This is a genomic window from Mariniflexile sp. TRM1-10 (assembly GCF_003425985.1).
Taxonomy (GTDB): domain Bacteria; phylum Bacteroidota; class Bacteroidia; order Flavobacteriales; family Flavobacteriaceae; genus Mariniflexile.
This window is the reverse complement of the sequence record NZ_CP022985.1, coordinates 990383-1005582: the sequence shown is the minus strand read 5'-3', so window position 1 is coordinate 1005582 and position 15200 is coordinate 990383. Positions and strand designations below refer to the sequence as shown.

The window sequence follows — 15200 nt, the reverse complement described above, 5'->3', positions numbered from 1 at the left end:
ATGAAGTATATACATTACATATTGGTTATCTTTTTTATTAGTTTGGCTTCATGTAAAAGTGAAAGTCGAGTTAGTGAAGTTCGTAAAACAGTGTCTTTGAATTCCGATTGGAAAACGATTATTTTAGATAGTTTGAATCAATCTGAAAGTGATTTTGTAAAGAATATAAATACAGATGTTCCTTGGGAACAAGTTTCCGTACCACACAATTGGGACCAATATTATGGCTACCGCCGCATGTCGCATGGTAATTTACATGGTACAGCGTGGTATCAAAAAACATTAAAATTAGATGCTTCAAATAAAAACAAACAGCATTTTTTGTTTTTTGAAGGTGTTAGTTCTTATGCTACCGTTTGGGTAAATGGCAAAAAAGTTGGCGAACACAAAGGCGGAAGAACCACGTTTACATTAGACATTACCGATGCTGTTAATTTCGAGAAAGAAAACACTATTGTTGTTAAAGCAGAACATCCTGCGTTTATTGCGAATTTACCTTGGGTTTGCGGTGGTTGTTCGGGTGAATGGGGGTTTTCAGAAGGTTCTCAGCCTATGGGAATTTTTAGACCCGTGTCATTAGTCATTACAGATAAAGTAAGAATTGAACCTTTTGGTGTTCATATTTGGAATGATGATAAAACGAATAAAGAAAAAGCCATACTTCATGTTACGACCGAACTTAAAAATTATGGCGATGCATCTAAAAACATCCGTATTGTAAATGCACTTTTTGATGAAGATGGTCATGAAGTTACTTCGGTAAAAACAGAAATCCCCGACTTTTCAACTTCAAAAGAAATAAAACAAACATTACCCGAAATACAAAATCCAAAACTTTGGTCGCCAAAGAATCCCTATTTATATCAGCTTTCAACAAAAATTTATGAAAACGGTAATTTAATAGATGAGCTACATACACCTTATGGCATTCGTTGGGTAAGTTGGCCCATCAATAGAGGCGGTAACGACAATAGGTTTTTTATAAATGATGAACCACTGTTTATTAATGGCACTTGCGAATACGAACACTTAATTGGGAAAAGCCATGCCTTTTCAGATACCGAAATTAAAGCAAGAATAGCGCAAGTAAAAGCTGCTGGCTATAATGCATTTCGCGAAGGACATCAACCTCATAATTTAAAATATCAAGAGCATTTTGATGAAGACGGTATTTTGTTTTGGAGTCAGTTTTCAGCACATATTTGGTACGATACACCCGAGTTTAAAGAAAATTTCAAAACACTTTTAAGAGAATGGATTAAAGAACGAAGAAACAATCCGTCGGTTGTTATGTGGGGCTTACAAAACGAAAGCACCATCCCAAAAGAATTTGCCGAAGCATGTACACAAATCATAAGAGCGTTAGATCCAACATCGGCAAAACAACGCATCGTAACAACATGTAACGGAGGTGAAGGCACCGATTGGAACGTGATTCAAAACTGGTCGGGAACCTATGGTGGTGACCCATTTAACTATGGTGAAGAACTTACAGAACAACTTTTAAATGGCGAATATGGTGCTTGGAGAACGGCCGATTTACATACCGAAGGTGAGTTTGATCAAAAAGGAGCACTAAGTGAAAATAGGTTTTCGCAATTAATGGAAATTAAAGTCCGTGAAGCCGAATCCGTTAAAGATAAAATCGTTGGTCAATACCACTGGCTATTATATTCTCATGAGAATCCTGGGCGTACCCAAAATGGCGAAGGTTATAGAGATATTGATAAAGTGGGTCCTGTAAATTACAAAGGACTTTTTACCATTTGGGGCGAACCATTGGATGCTTTTTATATGTACCGTGCCAATTATGTGTCCAACAAAACAAACCCCATGGTTTATATTGTGTCGCATACATGGCCTAACCGTTGGAGTGCTTCAGGTATAAAAAATGGCATCGATGTGTATTCCAATTGTGATGAAGTGGAGTTGTTTAATGATGTAAATAATAAATCCTTAGGAAAACTTAAAAACCCTGGTTTGGGAGAGCATTTTCAGTGGAATCATGTTGATATAAGTTATAATGTGCTATACGCCGTTGGCTATGTAAATGGTAAAGCAGTTGCTAAGGATTACATCGTTTTAAACAACTTGCCAAAAGCACCAAATTTTGATGAGATGGTATCAGATTTAAACGACATTCTAAAACCAGAAGCTGATTTTAACTATGTATATCGAGTTAATAGTGGTGGTGGCGATTATAAAGATGCTTTTGGAAACACATGGTTAGCCGATGTTCATAAAACCGATGAGGACACTTGGGGTTCGTTATCATGGACAGATGCCTTTGAAAACCTACCGGCATTTTATGCAAGTCAGCGTTCTACAAACGACCCGATTGCAGGAACTAAAGATTGGAGTTTATTTCAGAACTTTAGATATGGAGCCGATAAACTAAGTTATGAATTTCCATTACCCGATGGGGATTATCAAGTAGAACTCTATTTCACAGAACCTTGGTACGGAACTGGCGGCGGTATGGATTGTAGCGATTGGCGTGTATTTGATGTGGCCATAAATGGTAAAGTGGTTTTAAAAGATTTGGATATTTGGAGCGAAGTTGGACACGATACCGCACTAAAAAAAGTAGTCCATGCTAAAAGTGAACATGGAAAAATGGTTATTTCATTTCCAAATGTGTCGGCAAGTCAAGCTGTTATTTCAGCTATTGCTATTGCGACAAAAAATAATGATATAAAACCTGCCAAAGGGTCTCCAAAAAATATTTTAGATGTTTCAACAAATATTGAATTTGAAATAGGTTCTTGGTTAGACGATAATAGTAAGCAGTATAAAAATGCTGATATTCTATTTACCAAATTACCTTCAGAAGTTTATGGTGCCGATTATTTACGTTTTCCAAATGCACTTAAAACACATGTTTCTGGCTCGTTTATATCCAAAGAAAATGCCCATGTTTATGTTTTGTTTCATGGTGAAGCTAACCAATTAGCATCATGGTTAGAGGGTTATGAAAAAATAGCCGATACAGCTCAAAACTCAAAAGGCATACCATTCCATGTGTTTCGAAAGGAAGTGAAAAAAGGCGAAAAAGTGCTTTTTGGAAACCAAAATAAAGACATGATGTATTCCATAGCAGTGGTTCCAACCTATTCCATGGAAGAACAGGATACCCGGACTATTTTAAAATTAGAAGCCGAAGACGCTAAAATTACTGGAATTGGCGTAGAAAAAGCATTTTTTAAGAAAAGTGATTATATAGAGTTTACCGAAAATTCCAAAAACAGTATTACTTTTACAGTAAATCCTGGTGTGGCAAATATTTATTTGCTACGCTACCGATTTATGAATATGAATAATTACCCAGTAAAAGTAAAACTCAAAATTGAAGATGCTAACGGTATTTTACTTAGAAATGATGATATTGAGTTTCCAGTTGCCGATGAAAAGTGGAAAATTTTAAACACCACTTCGGGAGGCTATATCAATGCGGGGACTTATAAAATTCAAATTGAATCGGATAGCATGAAAGGATTGCGATTAGAATCATTTGAATTTCAATAAAATATAAAAATGACAGAGTTATTAAAACGTTTTGCCTTATTAAGTACGGTATTTTGCTTACTTGTTGCCTGCAGTTTCGAAGAAAAAGATATTCGAATTGTTGAAGATTTTAATTTCGATTGGAGTTTTAAATTAGGAAACCATCCTGAAGCTACAAAGTTGGAATTTCAAGGTTCCGATTGGAGAAAACTAAGTTTACCTCACGATTGGAGTATTGAAGGCGAGTTTAGTGAGGAACATCCAACCAAACCCGAAGGTGGTGCTTTACCAGCAGGAATAGGATGGTATCGAAAAACATTTACCATCCCTGAAGCATGGGTAAACAAATTGGTTTCCATTGAATTTGATGGCGTTTACAGAAACAGTGAAGTTTGGATTAATGGACATTACTTAGGGAAACGCCCCAACGGATATATATCGTTTGCTTACGATTTAACGGATTATTTGAATTTCGGTGAGCAAACCAATGTTATTGCCGTAAAAGTAGATAACTCGTTACAGCCAAATTCCAGATGGTATACAGGCTCAGGTATATACAGAAACGTACGATTGGTAGCTTCCGAAGAATTACATGTTGCCCATTGGGGAACTTATATTACAACCCCAAAAATCACAGAAAAAAAAGCATTGGTTAATTATGAAGTGACGATTCAAAACGATTCAAGATTAATTAAAAAGTTTAAATTGGAAACGAAGGTTTACGATGCCAATGACAGAGAGGTAGGAAAAGCAACAACCTTAGAAAAACTTTATCCAAATAAATCATTAGTTAAAGCATCTGATATAGAAGTTTTAAATCCGAAACTTTGGAGTTTGGAAGACCCGTATATGTACCGCATTGTAACCAGAATTTATGAAGATTCTGAATTGGTAGACAATTATAGCACACCTCTTGGTATTCGCTATTTTAATTTTGATGCTGAAAAAGGCTTTTCGCTTAATGGCGTGCCAACAAAAATTTTAGGCGTTTGTTTGCATCACGATAATGGTGCTTTGGGAGCTGTTGCCAACAAATACGCTATTGAAAGAAAGTTGAGTATTTTAAAGGATATGGGGGTTAATGCCATACGCACAGCGCACAATCCACCGTCTTTTGAGTTGTTGGAATTATGCGACCAAATGGGTTTTATAGTTCAAGATGAGGCTTTTGATGTTTGGAAAAAGAAAAAAGTGAAGTTCGATTACAGCATTGATTGGGATAAATGGCATAAAAAAGATTTAGAAGATTTAATAAAACGCGATAGAAACCATCCATCGGTAATGATGTGGAGTATTGGTAACGAAATCCGTGAGCAATTTGATAAAACGGGCATTACAATTACCAAAGAACTGGTTGACATTGTTAAAAGTTTAGACGCTACACGACCGGTAACCTGTGCCTTAACCGAAAATGAGCCAGATAAAAACTTTATTTACCAATCGGGAGTACTCGATTTATTAGGCTTTAACTATAAACACGAAGCCTACGAAGATTTTCCTGTAAGATTTAAAGGTGAAAAAATACTTGCTTCCGAAAGTATGTCGGCATTAGCAACCAGAGGGCATTACAGTATGCCTTCCGATAGCATACAACGATGGCCGCCAGCACATAATATGCCGTTTGATGGGAATGACGATTTTACGGTTTCTGCTTTCGATCAAGTATCTGCCTATTGGGGTTCTACTCATGAAGAGACATGGAAAACCATTAAAAAATTAGATTTTATTGCTGGGTTATTTGTTTGGACGGGCTTCGATTATTTAGGTGAACCTATTCCGTATCCCTATCCAGCACGAAGTTCGTATTTCGGTATTGTTGATTTAGCAGGCTTCCCGAAAGATGTGTACTATATGTACCAAAGCGAGTGGACAAATAAACCTGTCTTACATCTGTTCCCGCATTGGAATTGGGAGGAAGGTCAAGAGGTAGACATTTGGGCATATTATAATAATGCCGATGAGGTGGAGCTATTTTTAAACGGTGAATCATTAGGTGCCAAATCAAAACAAGATGACGACTTACATCTGTGTTGGCAGGTTAATTTTCAACCAGGAACCCTAAAAGCTGTTTCTAGAAAAAATGGAGAAGTGGTTTTGGAAAAAGAAATCCATACAGCAGGTGAAGCTTCTAAAATTGAACTGGTTCCTAACAAAGAACAAGTTAAAAGAGACCACTACGATTTAGTATATGTAACCGTAAACATTTTAGATTCTGAAGGGCATTTTGTTCCAAAGGCAGATAGCTTAATTCATTTTGAAGTTGAAGGTGGCGGTAAAATTGTTGGCGTAGATAATGGCTATCAAGCTAATTTATCTTCATTTAAAGCCAAAGAAATAAAAGCGTTTAACGGTAAATGTTTAATTATTATTCAATCTAACGGTAAACCCGAAAATATAGTTTTAAAAGCTACGAGTGCCAACGGATTACAGGCTGGTGAAATTCAAATAAATGTAGATTAAGAGACTGTCTAAATTTTTTTTGGAATATTTTATAGTGTATTTTTTCATCAGACAGGGCCGAGCGTATAAAAAAGGTCTGGGAGACCTTTTTAGCGAAGGAGCCAGACTGCCGCGAGGGAGGGATTCATAGCCATAGCTACAGACCGAAAAAGTCTCTAAGAGAAAGGTTTCATAGCTAAGCTAAATAATAATAAATGAAACTTCATTTAATAGACAGAAGTACACCTAGAGATACATCGTTTACTATTAGAGTAAATGAAGGTGCTAATTTTTTAAAGATATGGCATTATCACCCGGAATTAGAACTTGTAGCTGTTTTAAAAAGTGAAGGGACCTGTTTTGTCGGTGATGGTGTTGAAAAGTTTGAAAAAGGCGATGTGTTTTTAGTGGGTAAGGACACACCTCATATGTGGTTAAATGATGAGTCCTATTTTGCTAAAGAATCAACGCTTAAAGCGAAATCAATTGCCATTCATTTTAAAAAGGACTTTTTGGGAACTCATTTTTTTGATACACCAGAAATGATGCATCTTTCAGAGTTTTTTAATAAGGCTCGTTTTGGGATTAAATTTCTAAATGTGACTCAAAAGCAAATTGAGGAAATACAAACCTTACTTGAGCTAAAAGGTTTTGAAAAAACGATTTCTTTTTTAAGAATTTTGAATGAGCTTTCCTTGTGCAAAAATTATAAATCATTGGCAAGTCTAGGGTACATCAAATCATTTCAGGTTACGAAGAATGAAACCCTCGATAGAGTTTATGCCTATATATTTAAACATTTTAAAGAAAATATTAGTTTGGTAGAGGTTGCTAAAATAGCAAATATGAATGCCACAGCATTTAGCCGCTTGTTTAAAAGAGTCAATGGAAAAACATATTCGCGATATCTTTCCGAGATTCGTATTGGTTATGCATGCAGGTTGTTGTTAGAGCAAAAAGTTAATATATCGGAAATTTGTTATGAAGTTGGTTTTAATAATGTTTCAAACTTTAACAGACAGTTTAAAATTATTAAAAAGTGTAGTCCATCTAGTTACATTAAAACACATTTAAAGAATGAAGTGGTTTAAACTTTTTCGATTGAAGCAGGACGGAGCGTAAAAAAATAACCCAGTGGGTTATTTTAGCGAACGAGCCAGCCAGCGCAATGGCAATTTTGTCCAATCGAAGTCTTTTTCGAGTTACATAGCATCGCTACGGAAAGAAAAAAAGATGTAGAGTGGGCAAAAAAGGGCGATTTTTTAGCCAATTGAAAAAAATTTAAACCACTTCGATAATTAATTGAAAAGGTGTATGTTATTTTAAGTATCTTTCTTGCTTTGTTAAACTTTTTTTATTGCTTTAGGCAAAAATAGTATCATATTAAGTTGTGTTTTAGGAAGATTTTACTGTTTAAAATTTATAATATTGTCAGTTACAACTTAGTGGATATGGCTGAAAATAAACAGAAAATATTAAGAATAGATACCAAAGATAATATACTAGTTGCTTTAGAAGATTTAAAGCAAGGAACAAGTATGTTATTTGAAAATCAATTATATGTTTTTCCAGAAGATATCCCTGCAAAACATAAATTTGCAATTCAAGATTTTAAAAAGGAAGATGCGATCTATATGTATGGCGTTTTAGTCGGGAAAGTAAAAAAAGACATTCCTAGAGGAGGACTCATAAGCATATCGAATATTGAACATGATACCGAACAGTATAGTTCTAAAAATGTTCAGGAAAAGAAAACATGGCATCCTTTAGATGTGACTAAATTTAAAGAAAAAACATTTTTAGGTTACCACAGAGCAGACGGATCGGTAGGAACAGAAAATAATTGGTTGATTATTCCTTTGGTATTTTGCCAAAACAGAAATGTCGAAGTCTTAAAAAAAGCTTTATTGGATAAGTTAGGTTTTGGTAAAAAACAACATTTAAATTTAAATATTGATACTTTAATTGAAGATTATAAGTCCGGAGCTTCAGTAGAAACGCTTTTAGCAAAGAATATTTTAATTGAAGCTGAAGAAGATTATAAAAATCAATTGTTTCCAAATGTGGATGGTATTCGGTTTTTAACTCATGATGGAGGCTGTGGAGGATCAACATCTGATGCGGTTACTTTATGTAATTTATTGGCAGGTTACATTAATAACCCTAATGTTGCCGGAGCAACAATATTAAGTTTAGGCTGTCAGCATGCCCAGATAGATATTTTGAAAAAGGCATTAGGGAACATAGCCCCAGATATAGAAAAACCGATTTATTTTTTAGAGCAGCAAGCGCTTAATTCTGAAAAAGAATTATTGGCCGAAGCTGTAAAAAAGACATTTGTAGGATTGATTGAAGCAAATAAAACAACAAGAGAACCAGCAAAATTGGATAAGCTAGTTATAGGTTTAGAGTGTGGTGGGTCGGATGGTTTTTCCGGAATTTCTGCTAACCCAGTTTTAGGTTATGTTTCAGATATTATAGTTAGTTTAGGCGGTGCCACCATATTGTCTGAGTTTCCAGAACTAAATGGTGTTGAACAAGAATTAATAAACCGATGTCAGTCTAAAGAAAATGCAGATAAATTTTCAAGAATTATGACGTCATATAATAATAAGGCAACCTTGTTAGGTTCTGGTTTTTCGGCAAACCCGTCACCCGGAAATATTAAAGATGGCTTAATTACCGATGCGATTAAATCGGCAGGAGCCGCTAAAAAAGGAGGAACATCTCCTGTTGAAGATGTTTTGGACTATACAGAGCAGGTAGTGAAGCCAGGGCTTAATTTATTATGTACGCCAGGTAATGATGTAGAATCAACTACCGGTTTAGCAGGGTCGGGAGCAAATGTCATTTTATTTACAACAGGTTTGGGTACACCAACGGGAAACCCAATAACCCCGGTCATAAAAGTGTCTTCAAATACAAGACTGTATCAAAGAATGCATGATGTCATCGATTTTAATACAGGTGGAATTATTGATGGAGAGACTACAATTGAAGAAACAGGAGACGTTTTATTAAATTATTTGATAGAAGTGGCTAGCGGAAAACCTACTAAGGCGAGAAGTTTAGAACAAAATGACTTTATTCCGTGGAAACGAGGGATGTCATTGTAATTTTTAATTAATTAGTAAAAGAATCATAAGTAAAATGAAATATATAGTTTGTGAAGAACCAAACAAATTTACTTTAAAGGAAAAGGAAATTCCAATTAGAGAAAATAACCAAGCCCTTATAAAAGTACACAGAGTTGGTATTTGTGGTACCGATTTACATGCCTATGCTGGCAATCAGGCATTTTTTACTTACCCTAGAATTTTGGGTCACGAATTGGCAGCAGAAATTCTTGAAATAGAAGAAAATGCTCAAAATCTAAAAGTCGGCGACAAGGTTATTATAATGCCTTACGTAAGCTGCGGTACGTGTTTGGCTTGCCGACAAGGCAAAACAAACTGTTGTAGCAACATTCGGGTTTTAGGTGTTCATGCCGATGGTGGTATGCAAGAACAGTTTGCTGTAAGAACCGATTTGCTAATTCCTGCAAATCATTTGTCTTATGAAGAAATGGCCATTGTAGAACCATTAGCAATTGGAGCACATGCCATTAGAAGAGCAAATGTGCTTAAAGGCGAAACGATTGCAGTGGTTGGTTGCGGACCCATTGGCATTGGTTTAATGAAATTAGCCCAAATTAAAGGCGCTGAGGTTATTGCTTTGGATGTTGATGAAGCCAGATTAGAGTTTGTAAAAAACGAAATAGGCTTAAAGCATGTGGTAAAAGTTTCTGAAACAGCTGTTGAAGAAATTTCCAAAATAACCCAAGGAGATATGGCAACGGCAGTTTTTGATTGTACGGGTAATAAACGTGCGTTAGAAGGTGGTATAACTTACATGTCGCATGGTGGCAGATACGTTTTAGTAGGTTTGTCTAAAGGCGAGTTGGTATTTAGCCATCCAGCTATCCACGCTAAAGAATCTACCATCATGTGCAGTAGAAATGCGACATTGGAAGATTTCGATTTTGTAATTCAAAACCTTGATAAATTTCCAACCAAGGCTTTTGTAACGCATCAAGTGCATTTTACAGAAATGATTGAAAATTTCGATTCGTGGTTAGATCCAAAAACCAAAGTCATAAAAGCAATGGTTAATTTTTCTATATAGTAAAAAGTAAAAAAATGAAGTTTAGTCTTAAAAACAAAACAGCCATTGTAACTGGTGGCGGTAGCGGAATTGGTAAAGCGATATCTAAAACGTTGGCAGAGCAAGGCGCGCACATACATATTTTAGAATTACATATTGATAATGCCAATATAACCAAAAGTGAAATAGAAGCCAATGGAGGTTCGGCAGATGTGCACCAATGCAATGTGGCAAACCAACTAGAAGTTGTAGAAGTCATAAACGCCATTTCGGAAAAAGGCATTATTAATATCTTAATAAACAATGCAGGTATTGCCCATATCGGTAATGTGGAAAACACCCCGGAAGCCGATTTGGACCGTGTTTACAGCGTGAACGTAAAAGGCGTTTACAACTGTATTTTTGCAGCGATTCCGCACATGAAAAAAAATGGTGGTGTTATTTTAAACATGGCATCCATAGCATCGTCCGTAGGGCTTTCCGATAGGTTTGCCTATTCCATGTCCAAAGGTGCTGCGCTTACCATGACCTATTCAGTGGCTAAAGATTATTTAGCCTACGGCATTCGGTGCAATTGCATGTCGCCAGCTAGAATCCATACGCCTTTTGTAGATGGGTTTTTAAAGAATAACTACCCGGGCAAAGAAGAGGAAATGTTCGAAAAACTTTCCAAAACACAGCCTATTGGGCGCATGGGACTTCCACAAGAAGTAGCGGATTTAGCATTATATTTATGCTCCGATGAAGCCTCTTTTATCACAGGAACCGATTTCCCAATAGATGGCGGCTTTATAAAACTAAACGGCTAAACAATTTAGCGCACAAACAAATAAACGAATCAACAAATAAACGAATAAACAGTAACAGATGAAACTTATAAGATTTGGAGAAGTAGGTAAAGAAAAACCAGGCGTGCAATTACCAAACGGAAACAGAATAGATATATCAAACTTTGGAGAAGATTATACCGAACAATTTTTCGAAACCAATGGTATTGAACGATTAAATGAATGGTTAAAGGAAAACGAAGCGACATGTGCGCCAGTTTCAGAAGCTACCAGGTTAGGTTCCCCTATTTGCCGTCCTTCCAAATTGGTTTGCATTGGTTTAAATTATGCAAAACACGCTGCCGAGGCAGGTATGAAAATACCAAATGAACCCGTATTGTTTTTTAAATCGACAACAGCCATAGTTGGTCCTAACGACGATGTGGTTATTCCAAAAGGAAGTGAAAAAACCGATTGGGAAGTAGAGCTTGCCGTGGTTATTGGAAAAAAAGCATCATACATTTCCAAAGAAGAGGTGATGGACCATATTGCTGGTTATGTGCTGCACAACGATGTTAGCGAACGCGCGTTCCAGATTGAAAAGGAAGGCCAGTGGTGTAAAGGAAAAGGCTGCGATACTTTTGCGCCCCTTGGACCGTTTTTAGCAACAAAAGAGGAAATTGAAAATCCAAACAACCTAAACCTTTGGTTAAAGCTAAATGGTACCATGATGCAGAACAGCTCGACTTCAGATTTTATATTTAATATTGAAGAATCCATTAGTTACATCAGTCAGTTTATGACACTGCTTCCAGGCGATGTTATTTCAACGGGAACACCATTTGGAGTTGGTTTGGGACTAACTCCGCCATTATATTTAAAACCGGGCGATGTTATGGAATTAGGTATTGAAGGCTTAGGAGTTTCAAAACAAAGTGTAGTAGCTTATTCAGGAAAATGATCATAGACAGTCATCAACATTTTTGGAAATACGAACCCGTAAAGCATGCGTGGATTGACGACGCTATGGCCGCTATTCGGAAAGACTTTATGCCATCCGATTTAAAACAGGTTTATAAAGAAAATGGTATTGAGGGTTGTGTAGCTGTTGAAGCGGACCAAACACCTGCAGAAACCAATTTTCTTTTAAGTTTAGCAGCTGAAAACGATTTTATTAAAGGTGTTGTTGGCTGGGTGGATTTAAGAGCTAATGATATTGAAGCTAAATTGGAAGCCTATACAGGTAAAGAAAAACTAAAAGGATTTCGGCATGTGGTACAAGGTGAGCCCGATCATAACTTTTTACTGCGTTCTAATTTCTTAAGAGGGATTTCATCATTGGAAAAGCATAACTATACTTATGATATTCTGATTTTTCCGCATCAATTAGGGGCGACCTTAGAGTTTGTGAAAAAATTTCCAAATCAAAAATTCGTTATTGATCACATCGCAAAACCCTATATTAAAGATGGTTTTTTTGATGGATGGGCAACTTTAATGCAGGAAATTGCAAAGCAAGAGCATGTGTACTGCAAACTTTCGGGCATGATTACCGAGGCCGACTACAAAAGTTGGACCGCCGAACAAATCCAACCTTATATGGACTTGGTTTTGGAGGCCTTTGGTACAGATAGACTTTTGTACGGTTCCGATTGGCCTGTTTGTTTGGTAGCTGGTAACTATTCAAAAGTAAAGGAATTAACAACTAATTTTATTTCAAAATTAAGTACCCACGAGAAAAATAATATCATGGGAAACAATGCGATAAAATTTTATAATCTATAAGATATGGATTTACATTTAAAAGATAAAGTAGTGGTAGTAACAGGTGCTGCGGGCATAAAGGGCAGTATTGGTGAAACCATAGTACAGAGCTTGGCAAATGAAGGTGCCATTCCCGTTATTGTTTGCCGTAACGATCGTGGTTATGGTTATGAAAAGGAATTACATGAAAGAGGTATTGATGCGCTATTTGTGAAAACCGATTTAACACAACCAGATCAAATTGAAGCCGCCGTAAAAGCAATTGCTGAAAAATACGGTCGAATAGACGCTTTGATTAATAATGTTGGCGTAAACGATGGTGTGGGTCTTGATGCGTCCATTGACGATTTTATGTGGTCTTTAAAACTTAACTTGGTCAGTTTTTTTGTCATGACGAAATATTGTCTGCCTTATATTAAAAAGTCAAAAGGAAACATATTGAACATAGGTTCTAAAGTGGGTATGACGGGACAAGGGGGTACTTCCGGGTACGCTGCTTCAAAAGGGGGTGTATTGGGCTTGACCAGAGAATGGGCGGTCGATTTGATTAAGGACAAAATCCGTGTTAACGCCTTGATCATTTCAGAAAGCTGGACGCCTGCTTACGATAATTGGATCAAGACTTTGGATAATGGCGAAGAAAAATTAAAGGCCATTGTCAAAAAAATCCCATTGGAAAATAGAATGACAACACCCGAAGAAATTGCGGATGCCTGTTTATTTACTATTTCAGATAGGTCGTCACATACGACGGGCCAGTACATCATTGTTGATGGTGGTTACGTGCATCTGGATCGATCACTGTTGACTGAATAATCCAAATTAAATTTTAAATCAACCAACTAAACCAAAAATGAATAGTACCACAAAAATTCCAGTAGTAGCCAAATCGGTTATTGTACCCTTTATTTTAATCACCTCGTTATTTGCCCTTTGGGGATTTGCCAACGATATTACCAATCCAATGGTTAGAGCGTTTCAAAAAGTATTGGAACTTTCAAACGTTGAAGCTTCCTATGTACAGTTAGCTTTTTATGGGGGCTATGGATGTATGGCTATTCCAGCAGCTTTATTTGTGAATAAATATTCATATAAAAAAGGGGTTTTGGTAGGCTTAGCACTTTACGCCATAGGTGCGTTATTGTTCTTTCCTGCTGCCCAGTATGAAAGTTATGGGTTCTTTTTAGCATCGTATTATATTTTAACCTTTGGTTTGGCTTTTTTAGAGACTACGGCAAATCCATATATTTTATCAATGGGTGCTGAAGAAACAGCAACAAGACGATTGAATTTTGCACAAATGTTCAATCCAATGGGATCCATAGGTGGTTTGTTAATTGCCCAAAACTTTGTATTGAATGCTTTAAAATCTGATGATACTACGGCAGATGGACAACCCATTTTTGATACCTTATCAGAGACCGCGAAAGCAGTCATTAAAACTTCAGATTTAGAGGTGATACGAAACCCGTATGTTATTTTAGGTTTTGTTGTTTTGTTGTTTTTTATCATGATTAGTTTATTGAAAATGCCACAAAATAAAGACCAAGAAGCTAAAGTTAATTTTATTAATTCCGTTAAAAGATTATGGAGCCAACCAAAATTTGCATTCGGTGTTGTTGCACAAATTTTTTATGTGGGAGCTCAAATTATGTGTTGGACCTATGTGTATCAATATGCTGAAACTTTAGGCATTGACAGTAAATCTGCAGTTTGGTTTGGTTTAGCTGGCTATATAGTATTTTTAACAGGAAGAATGATTGGTACGGCGTTAATGAAAAATATTAATTCGGGTAAATTGTTAATGTATTTTGCTATAGGAGCATCCTTTACAACAATAGGCACTATGATTTTACCGGGCTTTTTGGGTATTTATTCCTTAATAGCGACCTCGGTGTTTATGTCTATTATGTTTCCTACTATTTATGGCATTGCTTTAGAAGGGCAAGGACAAGATGCGAAATTTGGTGCCGCTTTTTTAGTAATGGCGATTGTAGGTGGTGCTTTGTTAACACCATTGCAGGGCTCCATACTGGATTTAGGAGGCGCAGGTTACGAAGATGTTAGCTATTTTGGGTTAACAGAAATGCGTTTTTCTTTTGTAATAACCCTTATTTGTTTTATTGTTATTGGGATTTATGGAAAAAGAGTGTATTCAAAATATAATAGTTAACCAATCATGAATAATAGAAAATACTGTCTTACTTGCGATTTAAAAGAGGATCCTAAGTTAATTGAAGCATACAAAGAACTTCATAAAAACGTATGGCCTGAAGTGCTAAAAAGCATTAAGGATTCTGGTATTGAAAATATGGAAATCTATAATCTAGGGAATAGATTGTTTATGATAATAGAGGTAAATGCCTCGTTTTCTTTTGAAGCTAAAGCTGAATTGGATGCCAATAACCCAAAAGTACAAGAATGGGAATCCTTAATGTGGGAATTTCAGCAAAAATTACCAATGGCTAAGGAAGGGGAGAAGTGGCTTCTTTTAGAAGAAATCTTTAAACTTTAAAAAATCCAAAATACGATTTATATCTTCCCATTAAAATATTGCTTAAAAAAATAAGTGTTTGTAAAACA

The 15200-nt window shown here is 36.2% G+C and carries 11 protein-coding genes; all 11 read left to right on the top strand.

The features are described from left to right. Entirely contained in the window at window positions 1-3525 is a 3525-nt protein-coding gene (locus tag CJ739_RS04620; RefSeq protein WP_117172902.1) for a malectin domain-containing carbohydrate-binding protein, read from the top strand. Between the two features lie 9 nt (window positions 3526-3534). Continuing rightward, the gene (locus tag CJ739_RS04615; RefSeq protein WP_117172900.1) at window positions 3535-5964 is read left to right on the top strand and encodes a glycoside hydrolase family 2 TIM barrel-domain containing protein; all 2430 of its coding nucleotides are present in this window, start codon (window positions 3535-3537) and stop codon (window positions 5962-5964) included. Window positions 5965-6158: 194 nt separating this feature from the next. Further along, window positions 6159-7034 (top strand): AraC family transcriptional regulator, encoded by an 876-nt coding sequence (locus CJ739_RS04610; RefSeq protein WP_117172898.1) that lies wholly within the window; start codon window positions 6159-6161, stop codon window positions 7032-7034. Window positions 7035-7394: 360 nt separating this feature from the next. After that, entirely contained in the window at window positions 7395-9059 is a 1665-nt protein-coding gene (locus CJ739_RS04605; RefSeq protein ID WP_117172896.1) for a UxaA family hydrolase, read from the top strand. A gap of 34 nt (window positions 9060-9093) precedes the next feature. Beyond that, on the top strand, window positions 9094-10107 hold the full coding sequence (locus CJ739_RS04600) for a zinc-binding alcohol dehydrogenase family protein (RefSeq protein ID WP_117172894.1): 1014 nt from the start codon (window positions 9094-9096) through the stop codon (window positions 10105-10107). A gap of 14 nt (window positions 10108-10121) precedes the next feature. Further along, complete coding sequence (locus CJ739_RS04595; RefSeq protein WP_117172892.1) at window positions 10122-10895, top strand: SDR family NAD(P)-dependent oxidoreductase; 774 nt, start codon at window positions 10122-10124, stop codon at window positions 10893-10895. Between the two features lie 58 nt (window positions 10896-10953). Next, on the top strand, window positions 10954-11814 hold the full coding sequence (locus CJ739_RS04590) for a fumarylacetoacetate hydrolase family protein (protein ID WP_117172890.1): 861 nt from the start codon (window positions 10954-10956) through the stop codon (window positions 11812-11814). Then, a complete protein-coding gene (locus tag CJ739_RS04585) occupies window positions 11811-12638 on the top strand; it encodes an amidohydrolase family protein (protein ID WP_117172888.1) in 828 nt (275 codons plus the stop codon). Before CJ739_RS04590 ends, CJ739_RS04585 begins: the two co-directional genes overlap by 4 nt. Window positions 12639-12641: 3 nt before the next feature. Next, complete coding sequence (locus CJ739_RS04580; protein WP_117172886.1) at window positions 12642-13433, top strand: SDR family oxidoreductase; 792 nt, start codon at window positions 12642-12644, stop codon at window positions 13431-13433. A 37-nt stretch (window positions 13434-13470) separates the two neighbouring features. After that, window positions 13471-14790, top strand: coding sequence for an L-fucose:H+ symporter permease (gene fucP / locus CJ739_RS04575; RefSeq protein ID WP_117172884.1), 1320 nt, complete (start codon window positions 13471-13473; stop codon window positions 14788-14790). A gap of 6 nt (window positions 14791-14796) precedes the next feature. After that, entirely contained in the window at window positions 14797-15132 is a 336-nt protein-coding gene (locus tag CJ739_RS04570) for an L-rhamnose mutarotase (protein WP_117172882.1), read from the top strand. Window positions 15133-15200 lie beyond the last annotated feature (68 nt).

Excerpts from the sequence above, each read along its gene's own strand:
- CJ739_RS04620 (WP_117172902.1), top strand. The coding sequence starts at position 1 with ATGAAGTATATACATTACATATTGGTTATCTTTTTTATTAGTTTGGCT.
- CJ739_RS04615 (WP_117172900.1), top strand. The coding sequence starts at position 3,535 with ATGACAGAGTTATTAAAACGTTTTGCCTTATTAAGTACGGTATTTTGC.
- CJ739_RS04610 (WP_117172898.1), top strand. The coding sequence starts at position 6,159 with ATGAAACTTCATTTAATAGACAGAAGTACACCTAGAGATACATCGTTT.
- CJ739_RS04605 (WP_117172896.1), top strand. The coding sequence starts at position 7,395 with ATGGCTGAAAATAAACAGAAAATATTAAGAATAGATACCAAAGATAAT.
- CJ739_RS04600 (WP_117172894.1), top strand. The coding sequence starts at position 9,094 with ATGAAATATATAGTTTGTGAAGAACCAAACAAATTTACTTTAAAGGAA.
- CJ739_RS04595 (WP_117172892.1), top strand. The coding sequence starts at position 10,122 with ATGAAGTTTAGTCTTAAAAACAAAACAGCCATTGTAACTGGTGGCGGT.
- CJ739_RS04590 (WP_117172890.1), top strand. The coding sequence starts at position 10,954 with ATGAAACTTATAAGATTTGGAGAAGTAGGTAAAGAAAAACCAGGCGTG.
- CJ739_RS04585 (WP_117172888.1), top strand. The coding sequence starts at position 11,811 with ATGATCATAGACAGTCATCAACATTTTTGGAAATACGAACCCGTAAAG.
- CJ739_RS04580 (WP_117172886.1), top strand. The coding sequence starts at position 12,642 with ATGGATTTACATTTAAAAGATAAAGTAGTGGTAGTAACAGGTGCTGCG.
- fucP (WP_117172884.1), top strand. The coding sequence starts at position 13,471 with ATGAATAGTACCACAAAAATTCCAGTAGTAGCCAAATCGGTTATTGTA.
- CJ739_RS04570 (WP_117172882.1), top strand. The coding sequence starts at position 14,797 with ATGAATAATAGAAAATACTGTCTTACTTGCGATTTAAAAGAGGATCCT.